At 44.8% G+C, this 22,948-nt stretch carries 23 protein-coding genes; 12 read left to right on the plus strand and 11 right to left on the minus strand.

The window, feature by feature from the left end; translation table 11 throughout:
- Positions 1-75: 75 nt before the first annotated feature.
- The 4 genes from H7F15_RS11880 to H7F15_RS11895 all read right to left on the minus strand — a co-directional run bounded on the left by H7F15_RS11880 (position 76) and on the right by H7F15_RS11895 (position 5,159).
- Positions 76-726, minus strand: coding sequence for a hypothetical protein (locus H7F15_RS11880; protein ID WP_185197191.1), 651 nt, complete (start codon positions 724-726; stop codon positions 76-78).
- A 736-nt stretch (positions 727-1,462) separates the two neighbouring features.
- Entirely contained in the window at positions 1,463-2,125 is a 663-nt protein-coding gene (locus H7F15_RS11885) for a hypothetical protein (protein WP_185197192.1), read from the minus strand.
- Positions 2,126-2,306: 181 nt separating this feature from the next.
- Complete coding sequence (gene gyrB / locus H7F15_RS11890) at positions 2,307-4,262, minus strand: DNA topoisomerase (ATP-hydrolyzing) subunit B (RefSeq protein ID WP_185197193.1); 1,956 nt, start codon at positions 4,260-4,262, stop codon at positions 2,307-2,309.
- Positions 4,263-4,511: 249 nt separating this feature from the next.
- Positions 4,512-5,159, minus strand: a complete 648-nt coding sequence (locus tag H7F15_RS11895; RefSeq protein WP_185197194.1) for an SIMPL domain-containing protein — start codon at positions 5,157-5,159, stop codon at positions 4,512-4,514.
- A gap of 131 nt (positions 5,160-5,290) precedes the next feature.
- Here H7F15_RS11895 and H7F15_RS11900 point away from each other — a divergent pair, with 131 nt between their 5' ends.
- The 7 genes from H7F15_RS11900 to H7F15_RS11930 all read left to right on the plus strand — a co-directional run bounded on the left by H7F15_RS11900 (position 5,291) and on the right by H7F15_RS11930 (position 10,045).
- A complete protein-coding gene (locus H7F15_RS11900; RefSeq protein WP_185197195.1) occupies positions 5,291-5,623 on the plus strand; it encodes a DMT family protein in 333 nt (110 codons plus the stop codon).
- Between the two features lie 277 nt (positions 5,624-5,900).
- Positions 5,901-6,329 (plus strand): hypothetical protein, encoded by a 429-nt coding sequence (locus tag H7F15_RS11905; RefSeq protein ID WP_185197196.1) that lies wholly within the window; start codon positions 5,901-5,903, stop codon positions 6,327-6,329.
- Positions 6,319-6,990, plus strand: coding sequence for an SCO family protein (locus tag H7F15_RS11910; RefSeq protein WP_185197197.1), 672 nt, complete (start codon positions 6,319-6,321; stop codon positions 6,988-6,990). The genes H7F15_RS11905 and H7F15_RS11910 overlap by 11 nt, the downstream gene beginning before the upstream one ends.
- Positions 6,977-7,393, plus strand: coding sequence for a cytochrome c (locus H7F15_RS11915; RefSeq protein ID WP_185197198.1), 417 nt, complete (start codon positions 6,977-6,979; stop codon positions 7,391-7,393). Before H7F15_RS11910 ends, H7F15_RS11915 begins: the two co-directional genes overlap by 14 nt.
- A gap of 27 nt (positions 7,394-7,420) precedes the next feature.
- Positions 7,421-7,969 carry a dihydrofolate reductase family protein gene (locus H7F15_RS11920; RefSeq protein WP_185197199.1) on the plus strand — a complete coding sequence of 183 codons (549 nt, stop codon included), beginning with the start codon at positions 7,421-7,423 and terminating at the stop codon, positions 7,967-7,969.
- A 356-nt stretch (positions 7,970-8,325) separates the two neighbouring features.
- On the plus strand, positions 8,326-9,828 hold the full coding sequence (locus tag H7F15_RS11925) for a site-specific integrase (protein ID WP_185197200.1): 1,503 nt from the start codon (positions 8,326-8,328) through the stop codon (positions 9,826-9,828).
- 67 nt (positions 9,829-9,895) lie between these two features.
- Positions 9,896-10,045 (plus strand): hypothetical protein, encoded by a 150-nt coding sequence (locus H7F15_RS11930; protein WP_370523713.1) that lies wholly within the window; start codon positions 9,896-9,898, stop codon positions 10,043-10,045.
- 73 nt (positions 10,046-10,118) lie between these two features.
- Here the strand turns inward: H7F15_RS11930 and H7F15_RS11935 are convergent, their stop codons facing one another.
- Positions 10,119-11,099, minus strand: a complete 981-nt coding sequence (locus H7F15_RS11935) for a nucleotidyl transferase AbiEii/AbiGii toxin family protein (RefSeq protein ID WP_185197201.1) — start codon at positions 11,097-11,099, stop codon at positions 10,119-10,121.
- Positions 11,100-11,825: a DUF6088 family protein gene (locus H7F15_RS11940; RefSeq protein ID WP_185197202.1), complete on the minus strand. Its 726-nt coding sequence runs from the start codon at positions 11,823-11,825 to the stop codon at positions 11,100-11,102.
- A gap of 955 nt (positions 11,826-12,780) precedes the next feature.
- Between H7F15_RS11940 and H7F15_RS11945 the strand changes: the two genes are divergently transcribed.
- From H7F15_RS11945 to H7F15_RS11965, 5 genes are all read left to right on the plus strand, one after another.
- Positions 12,781-13,251 (plus strand): RadC family protein, encoded by a 471-nt coding sequence (locus tag H7F15_RS11945; RefSeq protein WP_185197203.1) that lies wholly within the window; start codon positions 12,781-12,783, stop codon positions 13,249-13,251.
- A gap of 191 nt (positions 13,252-13,442) precedes the next feature.
- Positions 13,443-13,763 carry a helix-turn-helix transcriptional regulator gene (locus H7F15_RS11950; RefSeq protein WP_185197204.1) on the plus strand — a complete coding sequence of 107 codons (321 nt, stop codon included), beginning with the start codon at positions 13,443-13,445 and terminating at the stop codon, positions 13,761-13,763.
- Complete coding sequence (locus H7F15_RS11955) at positions 13,763-15,043, plus strand: type II toxin-antitoxin system HipA family toxin (RefSeq protein WP_221627055.1); 1,281 nt, start codon at positions 13,763-13,765, stop codon at positions 15,041-15,043. The genes H7F15_RS11950 and H7F15_RS11955 overlap by 1 nt, the downstream gene beginning before the upstream one ends.
- 457 nt (positions 15,044-15,500) lie before the next feature.
- Positions 15,501-16,463: a hypothetical protein gene (locus H7F15_RS11960; RefSeq protein ID WP_185197205.1), complete on the plus strand. Its 963-nt coding sequence runs from the start codon at positions 15,501-15,503 to the stop codon at positions 16,461-16,463.
- Positions 16,464-16,549: 86 nt separating this feature from the next.
- Complete coding sequence (locus H7F15_RS11965; protein ID WP_185197206.1) at positions 16,550-16,882, plus strand: helix-turn-helix domain-containing protein; 333 nt, start codon at positions 16,550-16,552, stop codon at positions 16,880-16,882.
- 363 nt (positions 16,883-17,245) lie between these two features.
- Here H7F15_RS11965 and H7F15_RS11970 read toward each other — a convergent pair whose 3' ends face one another.
- From H7F15_RS11970 to H7F15_RS11990, 5 genes are all read right to left on the minus strand, one after another.
- Positions 17,246-18,442, minus strand: a complete 1,197-nt coding sequence (locus H7F15_RS11970; protein WP_185197207.1) for a carboxypeptidase-like regulatory domain-containing protein — start codon at positions 18,440-18,442, stop codon at positions 17,246-17,248.
- A 378-nt stretch (positions 18,443-18,820) separates the two neighbouring features.
- Positions 18,821-18,973, minus strand: coding sequence for a hypothetical protein (locus H7F15_RS11975; RefSeq protein ID WP_185197208.1), 153 nt, complete (start codon positions 18,971-18,973; stop codon positions 18,821-18,823).
- A 376-nt stretch (positions 18,974-19,349) separates the two neighbouring features.
- Complete coding sequence (locus tag H7F15_RS11980) at positions 19,350-19,553, minus strand: hypothetical protein (protein ID WP_185197209.1); 204 nt, start codon at positions 19,551-19,553, stop codon at positions 19,350-19,352.
- 371 nt (positions 19,554-19,924) lie between these two features.
- The gene (locus H7F15_RS11985) at positions 19,925-21,484 is read right to left on the minus strand and encodes a T9SS type A sorting domain-containing protein (RefSeq protein WP_185197210.1); all 1,560 of its coding nucleotides are present in this window, start codon (positions 21,482-21,484) and stop codon (positions 19,925-19,927) included.
- Positions 21,485-21,774: 290 nt separating this feature from the next.
- A complete protein-coding gene (locus H7F15_RS11990; protein ID WP_185197211.1) occupies positions 21,775-22,920 on the minus strand; it encodes a TlpA disulfide reductase family protein in 1,146 nt (381 codons plus the stop codon).
- Positions 22,921-22,948 lie beyond the last annotated feature (28 nt).

A 22,948-nucleotide genomic window follows, 5' to 3' on the forward strand; every position in this document is an offset into this window, starting at 1 on the left:
TATATAGCTTGTAACGGATATTAAACAGTTTTGGCGCACCAAACCGCAAGAATATTCGCTGTTCTAACGCAGAGCCTATTCCTGAGGAATTTTATCCCAGTCCATTACAAAAGCAATGCCCGCCCCTACGGTAAAAGAAGTGATAAGCGACCGTTTTGTGAATTCACGCACATTGCGGCCCTGGTTCACGGCCTGGTTAAAGGCTTCCGGCGTCAGGTAGCGCGAATTGGTGCCGGTCAGGTATTCTATAGTTGTCTCGAAGCGCCAGTTGTTTTTGCCTATTTGCACGCCGGCTTTGCCGCCAAGCCCAAGCGACACAGAAGTAAATTTGGAATCGGTGTCTGTAGGTGCATTCAGGTTGGTATAGTTCATAAAGCGCATGCCCACCATGGCGTAGGCAAACGGGTGAAAGTGCGTGGCAACCGTACCTTTAACACCTGAATGCAGGTTAAACAAATGCATATCAGCTTCCATATCAGAGGTAGCGTCGAAGTTCAGCATGCTTTTGGAATAGCTCAGGCCAATGGCAGCACGCGGCATGGATTGTGGCCGTATCGTTAAAGCTGGCTCCACGCCTATAGCCGAATACGTTTCGCCGAACCGGCCCTGGAACCCCGAAACCCGCGCCTTCAGCGACAACTCGGCACCACCACTTTGGGCCTTAACCGCAGCAGGAAATAAAACAAGACAGCAAAAAACAGGCAGCAGTGCTTTTAACAACTTCATGAACAGAGACTAAACTATAAAACGGGTGCAATGCTACTGAAAATTTGTGTGCCAGATATACCGCAACTATAGATTTATTTTTCATCTAATCAGGTGCTGTAGAGGTGGAGTTCTTCCTGCGTTTCGGGGTAAATAAGGGGTTGGCTATAGTTTAGACCAAGCTTATGCGGCAGCTCTACGGACCTATAGTTATTCGGTAACGTTAATGACAACTATAGTTGGCAGGTCTAGTTCCTGTTTAGCATAGGCCGGTGTGCGGCAGCTGCCTCGTAAGAAATGATACTAAAAATTGATAATGTTTGATGTAATGTCTCTTAATATTAGAGATAAAATTAAACCCACTGGCAAAGGACAGAAAAGCAAAATAAATGACAAAAAGTGGTCAATGAACGTCCCTTTTACAAAATCTCCATTCAGAATAAACAAAAAGTTTTTACTGTAATGGTGTATGTACGCTTTGTTTATAGTTAGGGCCAGCAGGATGAAACTTAACGGCATTGCAGAGAAAGGTACAGAAGTTAAAGCAAGCAAACCCGAAACGATTAGATTCACTGTCAGGTATTTCTTGTCTTTATATAACTTAAAATAATTCCGCCGTAAGGGCCGCCGCTTAAAACCGTCTATTAATTAGATCCAGTAGAGGAATGCTACAACAACAATGATGATTGTAAAAGTCATTATTTAGGAATGATTCAATGTTAGCAACCTGAATATCAACTTAGTCACAATTCATACTTTACCAAGTATCAAACCAGTAAATGAGTATTCCACTCTGTTTATTTATGGCAACCCCTTTGGTAAATCCATGCTCCCACTCAGATGGAGTAAGTTTACCATTGGGTATACTGTCATTTGATAGAAACTTCCCTTTTTGTGCATCTACAATATAGAGTTTATACCCAGGAGCTAGGCCAAGAGCAGAAGCTTTTCTTTCTACAAAATATTCATTCCAAAATTTAGGCACTGGTAATTTGCTGGTAGTACATTCTCGCTCATTGCCATATAGATTGGGTAAATATTGAGAAGCTTTGTCATAGTCAATCCAATTATCTTCTGTTAAATGCTTATCAATTATGAGTAAGCAACTATCATTTGATTCATAAATGGCTTTAGCTTCAATTGATAATTTAGCTACTAACGAATCTATATGTTCTTGGGAAGGACTATATTTTAGCCAAACTTTAGGATGAGATTCTGTAATATTTTCAGAAACTAGTGTAGTAAAGTCTGAGGTATAAAGTTTTTTAGGGAAATGAGTTACAAAGCCTGCTCCAAACTTTTCTATATCCCTCCTATATTCCGCATTGGCTTCTTCAATTCTTTTATTTTGAGAACTGCAGCTTACATGCACTAGTAGTGTCAAGTAGATAAATAGAGTCTGGCAATTATAATTTCTCATGCTTTTTATGTTTGCCTACTATTAGATAAAAGTAAACATACACTTATCTGCACTATACATAGTAGTTGATTGCTAATTTCACATACCAATATACAAACTATAGCTAACACCACACCACCAGCAAAAAAGCCGGCTGTACTTTGCAGTACAGCCGGCTTTTAATTTATAGCTAAACTATGGTTTATACGTCTACACGGGCGTATTTCGAGTTACGCTCGATAAAGTCGCGGCGTGGGCCAACTTCGTCGCCCATCAGCATCGAGAACAGGTGATCGGCTTCGGCAGCAGATTCTATCGTTACCTGCTTCAGGCTTCGTACTTCCGGGTCCATGGTAGTAGTCCAGAGCTGTTCCGGGTTCATCTCACCCAGACCTTTGTAACGCTGCACGTTCACGCTGTCTTCCTTGCCTTTACCAAGGTCGGCAATGGCATCTATACGGTCCTGCTCGCTCCAGCAGTAGCGCTCTTCCTTGCCTTTCTTCACCAGGTAAAGCGGTGGCAATGCAATGTATATGTAACCGTTCTCGATCAGCTCGCGCATGTAGCGGAAGAAGAACGTCAGGATAAGCGTACGAATGTGAGAACCGTCCACGTCAGCATCCGTCATGATGATGATTTTGTGGTAGCGCAGTTTCTCCATGTTCAGAGCTTTTTCGCCATCAGCTGTTCCAAAGCTCACACCAAACGCCGTGATCATGTTCTTGATCTCTTCGTTCTCGTAAATGCGGTGCTCCTGGGCTTTTTCTACGTTCAGGATCTTACCACGAAGTGGCAGAATGGCCTGGAACATACGGTTACGGCCCTGCTTGGCCGATCCACCCGCCGAGTCACCCTCTACCAGGTAAATTTCGCAGTTCTCAGGGTTGTTGTCAGAGCAGTCGGCCAGTTTACCCGGCAGGCTGGTGCTGGACAGAACGTTCTTGCGCTGTACCATTTCGCGGGCCTTGCGGGCTGCGTTACGGGCCTGAGCAGCCAATATCACTTTCTGAACAATGATGCGGGCTTCCTTCGGGTTCTCTTCCAGGAACTCGTTCAGCATTTCACCAACAGCCACGTCCACCGCACCCGATACTTCGGAGTTACCCAGCTTGGTTTTGGTCTGTCCTTCGAACTGCGGCTCTGCTACTTTCACCGAGATAACGGCTGTTAAACCTTCTCTGAAGTCATCACCGGCAATATCGATCTTCAGCTTATCCAGCATCCCTGATTTCTCGGCATAGGCCTTCAGCGTACGGGTAAGCGCACGACGGAAACCGGCTACGTGGGTACCACCTTCAATGGTGTTAATGTTGTTTACGTAAGAGAAGATGTTCTCGGCATACGACGTGTTGTACTGCAGCGCAATCTCAACTGGCACACCGTTCTTCTCGCTTTCTACGTGTATCGGCTCCGGAATAAGGTTCTCACGCGTCTCGTCCAGGTAAGCCACAAACTCTTTCAGACCACCTTCTGAGTAAAAGGTATCACTCAGTGGCTCGCCTTGCTCGTTCATTTCGCGCAGGTCCTTCAGGTTAATGCGGATGCCTTTGTTCAGGAAGGCAAGCTCGCGCATACGGCTGGCAATGGTGTCGTACTTGTACTCGGTAACCGTGAAAATGGAAGCATCCGGCTTAAACGTTACCGTTGTACCAGTTCTTTCAGTCGTACCGATCTCGCGAACCGGGAACGCCGGAATACCAATATTATAGTGCTGTTCAAACACTTTGCCGTTGCGGTGCACAGTCACGTGCATGTCAGTAGAGAGTGCGTTAACGCAACTCACACCTACCCCGTGCAAACCACCGGAAACCTTGTATGTGTCTTTATCAAATTTACCACCGGCGTGCAGCACCGTCATTACTACCTCCAGGGCAGAACGGCCTTCCTTCTGGTGAAAATCTGTAGGGATACCACGGCCGTTGTCCGACACCGTGATCGAGTTATCTTCGTTGATGGTTACATTGATCTCATCGCAATGGCCGGCAAGGGCTTCGTCGATGGAGTTATCTACTACTTCCCAAACCAGGTGGTGTAGCCCTTTAATACCAATGTCACCGATGTACATGGCCGGACGTTTACGAACTGCTTCCAGTCCTTCCAGCACCTGTATGCTATCTGCGGAATAATTATTTGCTTTAGTTGCTTCTACTTCACTCATGTGTGTCAATAAGGTAGATTAATAGGTAAAATTACCACTTTTATTTCGTTTATGCTATACTTTGCGCGGCTAAAAACACCGGCTTACAGTACCATGCCGGATCAGTGCGCGGGAGGCGAAAGGCCCAACCTTATATCAACAATCCTGCACCCGAATTAGTGCCTGTTTTACAACCATTTACCCTATAAAAACACATCGGGCTACCCACTTGCGCAGGTAGCCCGACGGCACTATAAAAACAGGAAAAAATTAATCGTTCAGGCGGGCTCTTACTTTTACCCGCGACAGCATGCGGCGGTTATACTCGTAGTATTCGGGGCCATAGGGCGCTACATTGTCCAGTTCCTCAATGCTGATGATTTCATAGCTCTGGCTGCCATCGCCTTTCAGGAAGTTGAGCTTGGTTTTAGCATTCTCTATAGCCTTGCCCAGCATCTGCTGTTGTATCTCAGCTTTTTTGGCCGGATCTATAAACGTCCCCATCATGTTCAGGCTGAACGGGATGTTGCGCTTCAGCAACTGGTCTGCAATGCGCTGGTAGGTGGCGCTGTCGGCTACGTTCACCATGTAAGTAACGCCTACCTGGTACATATTTGGTGTTACACGCTTGCCCATTTGCTCCGGCATATAGTTCAGGTAAATGTTGTCGTTGGTCTTTACCATTGTTGGCAATTCCTGCTGCAGCGAGTCTACCCACTTCTGGAACTTCTGGCGCAACTCCATCGGCCCGTTATACGACAGGTTCAGTTTATACCCGGCATCCGGCGTAACCTGCTCGTACTCTCCTATTACTTCCAGGTAGCGCTCATCATCGTCGTCCATGTCGCGCTGCTGGCAACCGGCTAAAAGTGTGGCGCTACCGGCAAGAACAAGCAACCACAAGTGCATTTTTTTCATAGTTGTATAGTTGTTTTATATATAGTACGCTGATAGCGATAACCGTGCCACATACAGTTTGCAATGAACAGTAAATACTTAATTGCAAACTGAAAATAGATTCCTGTATTTTAGACTATAGTTTATAACGTATGAAAACCGTAATTCTGCTGCTTATCTCCAACATCTTCATGACGTTTGCGTGGTATGGCCACCTCAAGTTCAAAGATGTATCGCTTTGGAAAGTCATCCTGATCAGTTGGCTGATCGCCTTTTTTGAATATTGCTTTCAGGTACCGGCCAACCGCATCGGGCATGGGCAGTTCACCGCTTTCCAGCTCAAAACCATTCAGGAAGTTATTACATTGGTCGTTTTCATCGGCTTCTCGGTGTTTTACCTGCGCGAGGAAGTGAAATGGAATTACATAGTCGGGTTTGTCCTGATCCTGGCTGCCGTGTTTTTCGTGTTCAAAGAATGGGATTAACATTACAGTAAACAGTTAGCAGCAAACAGTTAGCAGTAAACATTAATTTGGCTGAGTTAGCAGAATAAGCGCTGCATTTGATGCTATAGTTTGCAGGGAAAGATCAGTTTGGAGTAATGCTGTTCCAGAGGCTGGCTTTGCCGGAGCCTCTTTGCTTTTGGTGGCTGCAAACCTGCTTTCCGGCAGCTGATAGCTAATTTAAAGGCGTTCATGCTTTTACATTCCTGCCAATGGGCGTACCTTTGCAACAAAATTGCAAACATTTACCACAGGCCTCATGAAAAAGCCCCTCCTGCTGTTGTCGCTCTCGGTTGCCCTGCTTACGGGCTGCAACACAGGCCCCACTGAAGCAGAACAGAAAGCCCAGCTGGAGCAACACGTAATGGCCGTACACGACAGCGCCATGGCCGATATGGGCCAGATCTTTAAGCTCCGTAAAAACCTGCGTACTCTGCGCGACACCCTGGCTACCCAGCAAACCGACACCACTGTGCTGCTGCAACTACAGGAAAACATTACCAGCCTCAGCAAAGCCGACGAAGCCATGATGGACTGGATGCGGAACTATAAAGCGCCGGACTCCCTGCAGCACCAACAGGCCATGGACTACCTGAACCAGGAACTTCAGAAAATTGAGAAAGTAAAAACAACTATGGACAGCTCGATAAACGCTGCCCGACAAGTTTACCAGCAACATGAACTATAGCCTTAAGCAAAGCCTACTTGCCGTTTCAGTTATACTTACAGCAGCCTTTACCTATAGTTGCCAGAGCAACCCATCCGAAAAAACGCTGCCCATTTTAGGCTCCCGCGAGCCCGTAGAGCGCGTGGTGAATGGAGAAACTATAGTTGATACCGTGTACCACCAGATCCCGGATTTCGCTTTTGTGGACCAGGACAGCCAGCAGGTAACACAGGAGACCGTAGCCGGAAAAATCTATGTGACTGACTTCTTTTTTACGACCTGCCCGAGCATCTGCCCTAAAATGAAAAGCCAGATGCTGCGCGTGTACGAGAAATATAAAGACAACCCGAACGTAGTGCTGCTTTCGCATACCATAGACCCCGCCCACGACACGGTAGCTGTACTGAAAGACTATGCCGAGCGTATGAACGTAACATCGGGAAAGTGGCACTTTTTAACCGGCGACCGCGACAAGATATATGATATGGCGCTGCAGTATTTTGTTGGTGTACAGGAAGATGCCCAGGCTGAAGGTGGTTTTGCGCACAGCGGCGATTTTATGCTGATCGATCAGAACCGTCATATACGGGGGCACTACCACGGCACCGAAGCCGCCGATGTTGACCGCCTGATGCAGGACATGGACATTTTGCTGAAAGAAGTACAGCATGAGAAAAAATAGGTTTGTAACAGGTGTATTAGGGCTGATGGCGCTCACCACGCTTACGCAATGCTTTACCGATAAGCAGAACCAGGGCCAGAAACTATACGCGCAGCACTGCCAGAGCTGCCACATGGAAGACGGATCGGGGCTGCGCGGGCTTATACCGCCAATTGCCAAAGCCGATTACCTGCAGACCCACCGCGATGAGCTGGCCTGCCTGATACGCCACGGCGCAGACGGACCGATGGTGGTAAACGGCATAGAATATAACAAGGAAATGCCCGGTGTGCACACGCTCCGCCCCGACGAAATAACCAACCTGCTCAACTATATCCAGACTAACTTTGGCAACAAGAACGAGCGCTACACTTTAACCGAGGTGAAAGGAATGCTGGAAACCTGTCCGGTTCCGTATGAGTAGATTCTGACACCTTACACTGTTAAATGTATGAGAAAAGTAATCTTAGACTTAGCTGTAACATTAGACGGATTCATTGAAGGCCCGAATGGCGAAATTGACTGGTGCGTGCTGGATGAAGACATGGATTTCCCCGATTTCCTTTCCGGCATCGATACCATCATCTACGGTCGGGTGAGCTACGATATGTGGGGAAATTATCAGCCGGACCAGCATGCCTCTGAAGCTGAAAAATTACTCTGGGCGGCGGTGCATAGCAAGCAAAAAGTAGTTTTCTCCAGCCAACTGCGACAAGATGAAAGCAGAGCTCTATTTGTTACATCTGATCTGCCGCAACAAGTAGCCGAACTAAAGCAGCTTCCAGGGAAAGATATCTGGCTTTACGGAGGTGCAAAACTGATCACATCCTTTCTCCACCACAACTTAATCGACATTTTCCGCCTGGCAGTGCACCCAACTGTATTAGGGAGCGGTAACCCTTTGTTCCCGGATCTGAAGGAGAGAATTAACCTGAATCTGATTGAGGTCAGTAAATTTAAATCAGGAGTAGTACAGCTCGTTTATGAGAAGAATAAATAGTTAACAGTAATTGCCCGCTGTTAATCAACTATAGTTTTTAATCACTGGTTTTAGTACGACTTTGTGCGCTTTGTCTCTGCACAAACTATAGTTAACTTAATACAAGTGGCATAAAAACAAAAAAGCCTTGCAAATCAACGACTTACAAGGCTTTAAAGTGATCCCGTTTGGATTCGAACCAAAGACCTACTGCTTAGAAGCGACAAATAATAGCATTTTTCTAATTTAATATACTTTTATATTTTTTACAATTAGCTGATTTACAGATTTTTGTATAAAAATTAATTTTAAGTAATTATTGCTATTTTGGCCCTTTGTGTGCAAATTGTGTGCACAGAACCTCTACGAAAACAGCTATGATTACCGCATCAACCTCTATCATGTTGGACACCAGACGACCGCTAAAAGACGGGACGTTCCGGGTAAAATTAAGGATTACCTTCCAAAGGCAGCGAAAATATTATGGCACTCAATACGCCCTTTCTGAGGAAGACTTTTCTAAGGTACAAGGGGAAAAGCCAAGGGGTAGATATAAAGAAATCCAGTTGTCTCTGCAGGCTTTGGAACAAAAGGCGGTCCGTATTCTTGAGAAGATGCCCTTCTTCACGTTTGAGGCCTTTGACAGAAAGTTTCTTGAATTACATGCAAGAAAGGATGTGTTTGCCGCTTATGAGCAGTGTATTAAGCAGATGAGCGAGAATGGACAGGCCGCAAATGCTAACTTCTACGAAAACGCCTATATCTCCCTCATCTCTTTTATGCTTAAGGAACCTCCCATCAACCGAAGGAGACTCTCTATTCAAAAATCTAAGGAAAGGAAACAAGACCTGGTGAGGAGAAAAAAGCCGCTGCCCTTTACCGATGTTACCGTAGACTTTCTCAACAGCTATGAAAAGTGGATGCTCAGCCGTAAAAAAACGCTCACCACTGTTAGCATGTACCTGCGCACACTTCGCACCCTCTTTAATGATCTTATAGATGCAGGCGATTTAAGCAGGGATCTATACCCCTTCGGGCGAAGGAAGTATAGGATGCCGGCCAGCAAGAATGTTAAAAAAGCCCTGACCCTTGCTGATGTTGAGAAAATATACAACTACCATCCCGAGCACGATAGCCAGGCGAAGGCCCGTGATTATTGGATCTTCTCCTACCTGTGCAACGGCATCAATGTCAAGGATATCGCCCGATTAAAGTACAAGCAGCTGAGCCGGGAGAGCATCACTTTTATCCGGGCGAAGACAGAACGCACCACCCGTCATGCCCTGAAGCCTATTGTGGCTATGCGCACACCAGAGATAAACCGCATCATCAAAAGGTGGGGCAATAAACCAACCTCTCCGGACACGTATGTCTTTCCTATTCTGAGGGAGGATATAACTCCTGAGCAGGAGCTGGCCTATGTCAGGCAGACAGTCAAAACCATTAACCTTTACATCAAGCGTGTCGCCGCTGCAGTGGGCATTGAGCACAATGTGACCACCTATACCGCCAGGCACACCTTCTCCACCGTCCTCAAGCGCGCTGGTGCACCAACTGAATTCATATCAGAGTCACTGGGTCACAGCAACCTTAAAACTACTGAATACTACCTCGACAGTTTTGAAGATGATGTAAAGCGACAGTATGCAGCCCATCTGACCGCATTTAAAAAGCAAGCAGATAAAAAGAGATCAGGACAGAAGCACATAAAAAGGCCTAGAGCTCAGCAAAAGATTAAAACGGCTTACCCACTTTATAAGGAGAGCCTTTCAGTTCCTATAGATAATAGCCCGCTTAACCTCCAAAGCTTAACAAGATCCTATACCTCATCGGGTATAAGCAATGCCTCATATGTTATTTTTATACCCGATAAGGTATAGGACATGCAGTTAAATGAATTTGTAAAGGAAAGACGCAAGCAAGCAAGCAAACCTGACACAACCAGAGCTGGCTGCAAAGGCAGGGGTTGGTCTTCGGTTTTTAAGAGACTTGGAGCAGGGAAAGGAGACCCTGCGCCTGGATAAGGTAAACCAGGTGCTGCAGCTCTTTGGACACCAGGTTGGCCCTGTACCGCTTCCTCGCCACATGCTTGTATAGTGGGTGTTGGCAAGGTGCCATTTACATAAATATTAATTAACTCATTTTTACCACCTATTCTGTCACTAAAGCTTTATTCGTTATACAACCCCCATTTAACTTTCTTTATGCGATCGCTTAAAGTCTGTAGTGATTTTATTACCGCTTCTTCCCTCGGCAGCACTCCTGTAACAAACTCTTTAAATGATGTTTGATAAGTTACCTTTATACTTTCCCAGGTTTTTTCTGGCTCTGCGAAAATTATGGCTTCAGAAGGATGGGTATACACCCAATCATTATTATTTTTAAAACTAACAATATCATCCTTTCCTACTTGTACTAACATTGCCTCAAATTCATCCCCCTCTATAAAGTTTGCTATTGCCTCGTTATTTAACATCAAATGCAAATCATACACATGCCTTATTTTCTTTTTCAGATCCTCAATAGCCGTTTCGGTTCTGGAGAAACGAACTAAACTCATTATTTTTTCGCAAAAAGTTCTTTCTTCGCTAAGTACTTGAACTTCGAAAGGAGCCATTTGATATTCTGCTATTACATCCTCTTCCCCTCTGCTCTTCAGCATTTCGGTTATATAGCAACTGACGGGCTTATTCGTATAGGGATCAGCGTTTCCTAACCAAGTTGCCTCCAAGACAATATGCTCCCGGGCCTGTCCGAAATCACCATCAAATATTTTATCATATCGATGCACCGTTTTACGGATCTGCCCTAATTTATTAGTAAGCCCATCAACCTGGATTTCCGGCAGTATTTTTTCAACCGATTTACTTACGGAGCGAATTTTCCTTTTTAGTTGATTATCTGTTTCACCTTGGTTCTTTAATACAACCAGATCGATATCTTCTGAAAAGCGTTCAACTAACTTATGGCATTTGGATAGCGCTGTTCCACCTTTAAAAACAGCTTGACTGGCAACTTCTGAGTGAAAGACATGATATAAGGCTACAGTTACCCAATAATCCTTTTCTACATATATCTCTCTTATTTCAAATTGTTGTGCTGCCGCCTGGATGGCGTCCTGCAGTAGTTCTTTGTTTTCGTGAAGTCTCATTTATTCAATAAACCATTGGGAAGCTGTTGGCAGCATATTATCATTTATGCCTAAAGTATAGGATGTTAATGGATTTAGGCTTTCCTTCAAAGGTAATATGTCCTCTTCTTTTGAATTAACACTTATTATTGCCCCAAGAAATGCTCGAACGCGGGGAGGATACTCCAGCGCATACTTAATCAGCGTCTTTTTCTCTTTAGGGTCCAGTTTCTGAATTTTGCTTTGCATGAGTTTAACACCCGACTTCTTATCTAAATCAGGTATGATTCTGAAATCCTTTAGTGCGTCAAGAATTTCTAATAAATAATAATTTTTATCATTTATATCTACATAACTCTTTAAAGGCTTTACTTCGACTTTCCCCAGCTTAGTTGATATTCTTTTTGATCTACTGGCAATTTTTATGGTGTTTGACACTTGTGTAGTCAAACCCATTCGATTGTACAGGCTGTTACCCGTGATATAACCTACACGCTTGTTACCTTCGAACAGGTAGGGTTTAAGCAACTCCTCTTCCCGGGGTTTGAGTTCACCAAAGCGGGATTTCTTAGGCTTATAAAACACTCCTTTGGATACCCTTTTAATAAGCCCCTTGCGAATAAGCCTTTCTGTTGCTTTGGTGGCAGCGCTATACTCTTCTTTGGAGATACCGAGTTGTTCATACTTAAAAGTAAGTCCTTCCTCCATTCTACCTATTTTCTTCTCTATCTTCTCTGCAACATTCATAAAGCAATGAATTACAATTAGTACACCACAAATAAAGTTCTAAAACTATTAAATGTCAAGTTTTGTGTACGAAAAACTTGACATTTCGATTATAAATATGTCAAGTTTATTGCGCAATAAACTTGACATATTTATAATCAACCTATTGGTAATTATTAGCAAGGGTGGCTTAACGTACTAAAGCTGCTGAAGCAGGTGCAGGGGCCTGGGAGCCCCCAGTTCCAGCCATATTTCCACGTGCCAAGCCTGCCTGCTGATGTGCAGCACACTATCAGATAATATATTGTTGGGTTGTGATTCTACCCTAATTGTATTTCCAAGAGCAGGTATTTTCTCCAGTTTTCTGATAATAGCATGAAACAACTCCCTTCCATGTTCGCAAATAGACGGTGTTCGCAAAAAACGAACAAGAATAAAAAGCGAACAGAAAACACATTAGTAAATCAATAAACTACGCCTGCAATAAGAAAACAACCTCTCTTCACTTATCCGCAACAATTCAACCAGGGATTTTCTTATCAGGACTAGACAAGTATAGAGGAGATACAGTTTGTTAGTTACATATACCTTTTAGCAAAACATGTAATACAACCATACACATAACCATAATAGGTTTTCAATACTCCTGCAACACAAGAGCGCTGTCGAGATATGGAAAACACCTCCGGGTTTCCCACATCTCAACAGCATAACAGTAATGGTGATAGTTAAAGCATAGCCTGACCACAGTGAGCAGCACCATACAGGCCACTTCAAAGCAAAAATCCAACGTCATTCATTTCGGGGCAAAGGTAGCCTTGCGGGCCGGACACGGGACAAGGTAGTCCAAACAAAATGGGTATCCACCTTGGGGCGGACCCTCCACATTTTCTTTGGCTCCACCTATGCCCTTAGTCCGGCACCGAAGGCAGACGGGGCACCATAATCAATTTCCTCACACTAAAAGATCAAGATTATGGAAAAGACAACTAAATCCCCAGCAATCTACCGCGTAGCCGAAGTAAAGCTCACCTACCGCAACCGCGTCAAGCCCTCTGAAAGACCGCAGGTTACCTGTTCGACAGATTCATACAAGGTGCTGAAGGGGAGCTGGGATACCGGCAAAATAGAGTTTGTCGAACAGTTCAAGGTTCTGCTGCTAAACCGCGCCAACAGAGTACTGGGCATCTTCGAAGTATCCACAGGCGGCGTAGCAGGAACGGTAGCAGACCCGAAGCTCATCTTCGTAGCCGCATTGAAAGCCTGCGCCAGCGGCATCATCCTCTGCCATAACCACCCCTCCGGTAACCTTAAGCCCAGTACAGCAGACCTGCAGCTGACCCAGAAGATGAAAAAAGGTGCCGGGCTGCTGGACATAGCCTTGTTGGACCACCTAATCCTGACGAGCGATACATATTATTCCATGGCAGATGAGGGGCTTTTATAGCCCCTTTATGTTCATACACATGCGATTCTTTTCTGTACACATAATTCATGTGGAGAAACTACAGCAGGATGCACCCCCTGGGCATATCTTGTCGTGTGAATGGATTATATATTTGCAATAAATACTCTATTTATAATAATGTTAAATATAATTTACAAAAAGGTGTATATTTGTAAATTATATTTAACATTATGGCCAAAAAGAAAATAATAATATTACCTAAAACAAAGCGTATTCTAACTGAAATGGGTGAAAATATAAAACTCGCCCGATTGAGAAGAAAACTTAGTTCGGAACAAGTGGCAGAACGGGCAAATATCAGCCGACCAACCTTGGTAGCAATTGAGAAAGGCTCTCCAACTGTTAGCATTGGTTCTTATTTACTCGTGTTACAGGTGTTAGGTTTGGAAAAGGATTTGCTTTCAGTTGCAAAGGATGATTTATTAGGAAGAAAGTTACAGGATGCTGAAATCATCACTAGCGAGCGAGCCCCTAAAAGAACAGATAAGTAATGGCAAAGCAGGAAAACAAAAGGTCACTATTTGTATATGCCCACTGGCAAGGATTGAACGACCCCATGCTGATGGGAATGCTACATTCTGAAAGATTGAAGGGAAAGGAGATATTCTCTTTCGAATATGATAAAGACTGGCTAAAGAACGGCCCTTCACAGCTACTGGATCCGAACCTGCAAATGTATGCGGGTCTTCATTATTTAAATGAGGAACAGGAAAACTTCGGGATGTTTCTAGACTCTTCTCCGGACAGATGGGGCCGGATATTGATGCGCAGACGTGAGGCAGCAATGGCTAGAAAAGAAAGAAGACCCGAACAGAAGCTGTTTGAAACAGACTATCTTTTAGGTGTTTTTGATGGCCACAGGATGGGTGCGCTCAGATTTAAATTAGCTGAAGATGGTCCATTTATGAGCAACAACAGAGAAATGGCCAGTCCTCCCTGGACCTCTCTTCGCGAGTTAGAACAAATCAGCTTACGATTGGAAGAAGATGACGTGATCGAGGATCCAGAATATCTAAAATGGCTGAGTATATTGGTGGCGCCAGGAGCATCGCTAGGTGGAGCCCGGCCAAAAGCAAGCATTATAGATAAGGACGGAGGCTTATGGATAGCAAAATTCCCAAGTCGAAACGATCAAGAAGATATTGGAGGGTGGGAAATTGTCACCTATGAACTGGCCATTGCAGCCGGTATAGACATGGCCGAGTCCAAAGCTCAAAAATTCTCTTCTGAAAACTACACATTTTTAACGAAGAGATTCGACCGAACAAGTAACGGGGAAAGAATACATTTTGCTTCGGCTATCACATTGTTAGGGTACAAAGACGGCCAGGACCATGAGGATGGGGCAAGCTATCTGGAAATGGTTGAATTCCTTATAGCAAATGGCGCAAACGTAGATCGGGATCTTGAGGAGCTCTGGCGCAGAATAGTCTTTCATATATGTGTCTCCAATACGGATGATCACCTTCGGAATCATGGATTTATGTTAACAGAGGGAGGTTGGGTACTGTCACCAGCATACGATATAAACCCAGTTGAAAATGGTAGCGGGTTGAAATTAAACATATCTGATAATGACAATGCGCTGGACCTTGACCTTGCAATGGAAGTAAGCGAGTACTTTCGATTGACGGAAGAAAGAGCCAAAAAAGTTAAGGAAGAAGTAAAAGCTGCTGTCAGATGCTGGAGGAATATTGCAACCAAGTACGGGATCCCAAAAGCACAGCAGGAATTGAAAGCTCTCGCATTTCAGCGAGCAGAAGATGTTTAATTCGATTTTAATGAGACAGTTGGCTATTACTATTAAACTGAAAACCGGCTAAATAAGGTAGAGGTATTATTATTAGCGACCGTAGTCATCCCTGATCAAGAGGTTTTAAACAAAATTCTGATAAACATTAGTTTACACACAACAGATCTGCGTTACCTGTTGCACCGATCATGTTACTACCCACTATGTCTTTCAATTCTATTCAGTTCCTAACTGGAAAATCAACGAATGCACTGAGGCAAAAAACGGTAACCATAGTTACTACTTTAGATAACCATAAAATGAATCATTCTATTTTGAGGAGACAATGCAAGCAGTAATAATTGCATTTCCAACCTTATATATTTATATTCATAAGCAATACTACAGGAATCACTTGAACGCCTGCTTTAATTGATTAGCAGAAGCTCAGGCTAAGCAGGTAAACGTGTGATGCACACCGCAAAGCCCTGGCACTATGAAACACCTGAAAAAGTTCATCACCCACCTCCAAACATTTAACCTGAAGGTAGTACCGAAAAAGATTTACTGTCCCAAAAGCGCTGGCCGGGAAGAGGTGAAGGTTTATGAGATTACACATGAAACCAGCTACGGGGACGTTTCCTTTGAGAATGAGCTCAAGCTTCTTACAGAAACGGCATTAGTAGACATACTTGTCCTGGATGACAGACGGCTTCCGGCCATTTTGGAACAACTTGATTTGCTCGAAAAACGCTTTCAGGCATTTTGGGTCAACTTCCATAGCTGCCGGTTTGATCTTGACTTTAACTATCCTCCTGATTTCCTGTTTCAAATCAGTCTGCCTAAGCTGTTTCCTGTCCCTGCGCTACAACCAGTATGTACTGGCATTGTGATTGATGAGCAATTTGTGGATGATCTTACCGAATCCGTCAGGCTAAGGGAAGCCTTCCTGGCCGATTTCATCAGGCAGGCCAGGCGCTTGCTCACTCCGGAAGAGGAATGTGGCAAATCTGTACAGCCTGTAGCAGGCAAGCCTGTATTGAGCTACCCGCATTTTACGGATGGCGTGGCCGAAAAATTCACGGAGGTATTGAAGGGGTATTTCACCCAGGCAGACCAGGGTCAATTGTTACCCCTCTTCCTCCACAACCAGGCACCTGCTTCTCCCCTGCTCTTCCACGGAAATGGCAAGCAACTGGCCGATGCCTTTAAGCAGCTCTACGAGGCTAACCTGATCGTGGGCTGCCTCAAAGGGGAAATGGAGACGTGGATCGCTACGCACTTTGCCTACGTATACCGCGGCCAGCAAAAATCTTTGCCACCCAATTATCTGGGAGCCATTATCTCCTCCAACGCCAAACCATGTCAGTCGCCTATCCTGGATGTGCGAAAGCAGGCGGACGGCAGCTTCACCATCGTCCAGGTGCTTCGCACGCAAAAAAACTATAGTTCTTACTAAGAAACAGGGAGGAAGCAGTACCGCCTGCTTGTATCCCACTCAAACAAACACCTACCATTGCAGCACAAACCAAAAGAAAAGCTGTTATGGAAAACTTCACTTTTGAGCAACTGCCCCAGGCCATGCGTCTGCTCTTCGAAAAAATGGAACACCTGGAGTTGCGTCTGTCAGAGCATCTCCAACCACAGGACACGGAGGTAATCTTCAATGTCACCCAGGCCGCTGCTTTTTTGCACCTTTCCGTCGCCACTGTCTACGTGAAAACCTGTCGTCGGGAAATTCCCTTCAACAAGAAGGGTAAGCGCCTATACTTCTATAAAAATGAGTTAGCTGAGTGGATCCGGCAGGGAAGAAAAAAGACAATACCAGAAATCCAGCAGGAAACCAGCCAGCACATGCTAATCAAACGCAAAATCTGATCATGGCGGCGGTGCAGGCGGCAAGGCCTTCAACCTGGCCCTGCACCTGCACCGGACAGCTTCGGTCCAAGATGAGATTCAGCTCCTCTCCTAGCAGGCCTTCACTGCTGCGACAACGCCTACGGTCTATTCAGTGAATACGAGTGCTCACCTAGGGCAATAGTCGGGCAAGGACAGTGAGGGATTCGAACCAACCTGATTACAAACTGGCCATCAATACTTTACGGCAACCCCTCTCATCTACTCACCTGATCACTCACTTCTTTTGTGACAAGAATAACTGCAAATCTCACAATAAAGATATGCATTCATCATTGAGTTTACAACTTTCGTCCGGGTGTTCCATACTTACAATTACAAAGCTCAAGGTATAAGGCTATAGTCTAGCGGCAACATGTCGCCAATCTTCTCGAAACCCCAATAGCCTTCCAATAACAGATCAAGCGGAGGCGAAACAGTACCGTTCTCCTCTACCAGCACGAAAGCAGACTGCAGGGAGATAACAGAAGTCTGGTACATAGGGTGCCTTTTCCGGAAGGGGTGTTGTAGGTAAACATAGACCTGTTCTTCCTTTTCGCCGGTATACACGATTTGCAGGTAGTCCCTGAAGCGCAGCAACACACTATCCTGGCTTACCTGCAGGTATTCCTGATAAGGAACCTTACGGGCATCTAACTGCTCAATGTGCTTTGGCAGCCCTGCCCGCTGCAGCACACTGCGCACCGAGTCATGTACATAGGCAGGACCCCCCGCTAACCGGCTCAATTCACGGGCCGCAGCAATTTCATTTTCACTTGGCCTGTTGGGATTTGGCATGCGGTAGAGCCGGCGCAGGTTAAACCCCTGCTCTTCCAGTTTTTTTGCACGCAGTGCCCGTATGAAATGCATGGCTGAACCGTTATAAGCCACAGCTCTTTTCTTTGCCCACCGCTTTTGCTTGCTTCTCCCCCCTTCTAAGGGAATGTAGCGCGGGTACCCCATGAAATAGCAATAGCCTCCCCGGGTGTAAAGCTTGAATTCCTCGAGCAAGTACTCTATTTTATACCCCAAAGCCTGGTTCTCGATCTGTAGCAATTCATCCGATGCGACATCCAATATCCCTGTGTTAGGGTCAAAGACGATAGTTAGCACTTCTGGGTTTAACAGCCGACATTGCCCACCCAAGGCGCTTCTTCCCAGGAAGTTTTGCTTGAATACTTCCAGGTTGATGTACCACTCTTCATCCCTCTTTCCAAGCACGACAGATTCCTGCAAGCCTATCACCTTTTTGCTCATTTTAAAAAGCAGGTCTGGCAGTGGCAGCCTAGTGTCAAGCGAGTAAATTATAGGCTCATAGCCCAGGTAGGTAACAATGAGCTCGAATTTACCTGCAGACAGTGTGAGCGAAAACTTTCCGTGCTCGTCAGTGGCAGTCCCCCGGGTAGTGGTGTTTATATAAACCGACACAAACTCCAGCGGCTCTCCGGAAGCTTCGTCTATTACCCTCCCGGATAAGGTATGCTGGGCCTGTGATGGAAAACTTAAGAACAGGAACAACAGAAGTAACAGGTGGATTTTCATAAAAGCTTCATTGATTATTACAGCTAAAAAAGCGAAGATTTAAAGCAAACACTTTTGAAGCCTTTATTATTACGAACATGTCGTAATTCTACGAAATTATCGTAACAATAGAAATAGATTTATCTTTTTATGTTCCGTCTTTAAGGTTCCAGGGCATTTGTAATGCTACCATTTGCCATAAGTAGTTTCACAACTTCCTGCGCTGCTATGGCACAGGTACAATAATGGATTAATAGGAAGCAGATGCATTGTTATTTCTGAAAAACCACAGATGCAACCGCTCAGATTTCAGGGATTTATTTTCCCGCGGGGCAGTAGGGAAACGCGATGTCCGCGTGCTTGCTAATAACCTGGGCAATGAATTTATAGCTTTTGAAGTCACTCTTTCCAATCCTGCGCTACCTGATACCACCCGAAATCGTCATAGTTTACGCTTCCACTTTCGTCAAACCCAAAGAAATTATGCTCTCTTTCGACATAAGGTCTGAAGTTAAAGTTTTTCTTTTTGTCACGGATAGCCTCGATGCGCATGAAATCAAAAAAAGGGCAACGATGTCTTCTGTACCATAAGCCTCTAGCACAGGAATCTTTAACTTGCGCAATGAGCTTATTGGAGGCTGTGAGAAGTTATAGATAGATTTAAAGGTTGTCTCTCTCTGTACCTGGTTATTCTCCGGATCGTTTACCAGATCCTGCCAGAACTGAAACTGCTTCTCTGTGACCGTACCCAATGAGTCGTCCTGCTGCCTTATCTGTGAAACCATAGTCATCATTCTTCCGGAAGGGTTAGCGCCGGAAAAGACAAGCCGGTTAACATCTTTGGATCACTCCGCCAGTTTAGCCGCTACAGCCGCTCCTTCCGAATGACCAGCGACGACCATGTCCCTGTTACCTACCAGCTTTGCTTCTACAGTAACTTTATTACTTCTTTGTTTCTGCCGGCATAGTATTCCAGTTGATCCCGCTCGATATATTTTGAAGGAAAACCGCCTGTCTGTGGGTTAATATAGGCTATGTCTCTTCGCAACTCAGCCGTTTTTTTGATAAGCGGCACAAAAGGTTTGCTGATTATAGCAAGGTGATAGCTGTCTAGCAGGATTTCAGCATACATGGAAAGACGCTGTAGGACTCCCCATTTTCTTTGAGCAGGATGAGTGGTACCGGAAGCGACCCTTGCACAAAAAGGAACAGAGGCTTCTCTATTTTCTCTTCTCCCTGTCTTGACATCACCAGTATCTCCACTGTGTCCCGCTTGTAAAGAGTCTGTAAATACCTGAGTCCAAAATCAGCTGGTTTCTTAGCTTGGGCCGCTGCTTGTGTTTACATCACTAAAAGCAGGAGAAAGAGCAGTAGAATTTGTTTCATTTATCTTTTTAATTTTATGCCCGCATGCCTTCCAACTGCTTCTCACCCTTAACCGAAGGCATAGATGTCATACTTGACGGGATAGTTCTTATATGTATTTTTAAAGATACACTATTCTTACTTTGCTTTCACTACTTTCTTCACCACCTGCTGTCTATTCTCAAAAGTGAAAATAAACAGGTACAGACCAGCGGCATAACCCGATAGGTCTACCTCGTCCTCAAAACTCAACCTTTTTAGATCTTCCCGCACAACTTGCCCAATCGCATTTACAATGTGAAGGCTAAAATTCTGCTTCCCACCACAGGCAAGGAGGTTAAACTTTACGACACCTGTGGCAGGATTCGGATACAGATCGAACACTGAGAATGTACATTCATCGGCTGCAGGGCAGGACACAGGTTCTAAGCCGTTGAAGTAAGACTGTATGAAGTTGGGCAGACCGGCATCAATTGGCTGCCCGCTGAAGGTAAGTGTACTATAGCTTGGCCTACTGTCAAATCCCTTTTTATTAGGGGCATGAAGCACAACCACATTATTGTTGCCTAAGCTCGGATCAAGCACCATCCAGTTATTCCCAATCATGTAGATCTTGCCATCAGGCGCAAGTTGCATGTCATTAAATCCGCCCCCGATTCCACCCTGGGGCGGTCTGTTAAACAACGGGTTGTCCATGATAACGCTCTGGGCAGAGGTAATGATCGCCTCTGTGTCACCAGCCAGCAAATCAAACTGCACAATATTATCAGGGTAGTACTCTCCGTCCCGCATCCTGCTTATGTCTACGTTTGATACATAAAGCTTCGAGTTATCGGGCGAGAAGGATACACCAAACTGTTCATGTAGATTTCCAAGGTTCACATAATTCGATAAGATACCTGTAGCTGCATCGAAGTCAAACAGGTCGAAAGGGCGTGCTCCCCCATTCACGGCAACAGCCAGTTTCTTCCCATCAGGAGAAGCTTTCATCATGCCCCTGATCTCGCTATTGTCGTGGTTAGGCTTTTGCCTGTGAACAGAGCCAATGCGCTGCACAAACGGGGATGAAATACCAGCTGGAGTGATGAGGTGAACGACAAAAGCATCGCTATCCCACTCGTGCGTTACAAGCCAGTAGTCTCTGCCGTTGCTGTGCGGTACAGCGGTGAGTTTCTCGGTTGCCTTGGTTTGCAGTAGCATGTCCTTTTGCATAGCTACCACATCGCCTAATCCGTTATTTAACCGCATGTCCACCACTGAATACAGCACGTCCATGCTGTAGGCCAAGGCAGGCACGGTCGTACAAATCTGATATAGTTTATCTCCTTCCGGGTAGGTTCTGAAATTTTGGTGAAAAACGTAGTAGAGATCTTCGTTCCCGGGCATCGGCACGATCAGGGCAGGTTGCCCGATTCCGTTGGCACAATCTAAAGGGGAATAGTGCCCGTTTGGCATTGGCTGGTGCATACTGTTCCGGATGGTTCTTCCATTGGTATAAAAAAGCAGCGCACCTGAATCTTTATCAGACATGACGGCACTACCCCCGAATGTCACCATATCACCCACTGTAAAATGGACAGGACAACCGCTTTTAAAGTTCATGGCAAGTTTATTCCCGAAATGCCAATTGGTAGCCTCTCGCTGCGCAAAGCCCGCTACCTGCTGCAGCACAAGCAGTAAAAAAAGAAGCCATTTCATTCTCATCGCTGTGTTCGGGTTTCGTGTCTGCATCTAATGCATCCAGTGTTTCTTGTTTTTGGAATCAACTATTGGTGGTCCACCACTATACACTTTAGTCTTATATACTTTGTTACATTTTCAAAAATCATATTTATCATAAAGTAAGCCGAAAACGAAACAGTCAGGTTCTGGTCCTTTTGTGATGTGAAGGAGGTGGTGAAAAAACCAGGAATACCATAAGCGTGGATTGCACATTTATATGCTCCTGGGAGCTTTTATTTACGTTTAATTCTATAGCGTGACCTATCTTATTTATTTAATATCTTGTCTAACGCTTCACCATATACATCCATTCCTACGATGGTTCCACTAGCATCAATTATGACATTGGATGGTAATGAAACTATGTTTAAGAATCGGGCTACGGGCGAATGACTTGCCTGTAAATCTGATACCTGCAACCAACCTGTATTATCTTGTGCTACCGCTTTTTTCCATTTCGTGGCATCTGTATCCAGCGAAAAGCCTATTACCTCAAGCCCCTTTTTTTTGTACTCAGGATAACTCGCCCGCATATCTATATTTACTTTACGGCATGGGCCGCACCAACTAGCCCAGAACTCTATAAGTGTGTACTTACTTTTGTAGTTTTCAAGACCCAGTCTTACACGCTTTCCAGTTTCATCTACCCCCACTATTTCTGGCATCTTCTGTCCAATATATTTCTTGCTGATTGGATTGACAGGAACAGCATCTGCTTCAGATAGATTTCTCACAGCAGTCAGTTTACTGAGTAGTCGCTGGCCTAACTGGCTACGTTTTACATCCTCTTTTAAAGCAGAATAAACAGGCATATAGTTTTTATAGGAAAAGTCAGGCGCATCGCCCATAAAATAAGCTACTGCATAGTTGTCTGAATTTTCCAATGCAACCGTTTTATAACTTTCTGCAATTTCTAAATCCAGTAACACCAACTCCCGTTGCAGAGAAGTCATCTGCTGTTTATCCTGGCTCAGATCTATTTCATCGAGAAGTTCTAATTTGCGCCTTGTCTGGGCTCTGTTATTTTTATAGAATTCGCGCCACACATTATGGAACGGTGAGGTAGTAATCACGCTATCTTTGTAGATAAAGTAATTTGCCTCTTTCACTGCCGTCAAATTCAGAGTATACTTATTTCCGTCAAGTAAAATTTTGACGCCGCCGCTCTTATAGTTTAGCATAGCAACGGTGGGTTCAGCAAGGGTACCAGTAAAGGTAGCTTTACCATCTTTTACTACTGATTGTTGTACCCTATCGTGAAAGGAGAATTCCAACTTTATCACCTCCCCGTCTACTACCCCTCCTTTAGTATTGTAAGGATCTGAGAAGGACACATCAACATGATAGGTTAATTGCGCATAACTGCTACAGCAGCAAAAACCAAGAAGTAATAGTAAGATAAGGTGTCTCATGTATGTAAAGTTTAGGTTGTATTGGATT

It is taken from the genome of Pontibacter sp. Tf4, from assembly GCF_014212495.1.
Classification (GTDB): domain Bacteria; phylum Bacteroidota; class Bacteroidia; order Cytophagales; family Hymenobacteraceae; genus Pontibacter.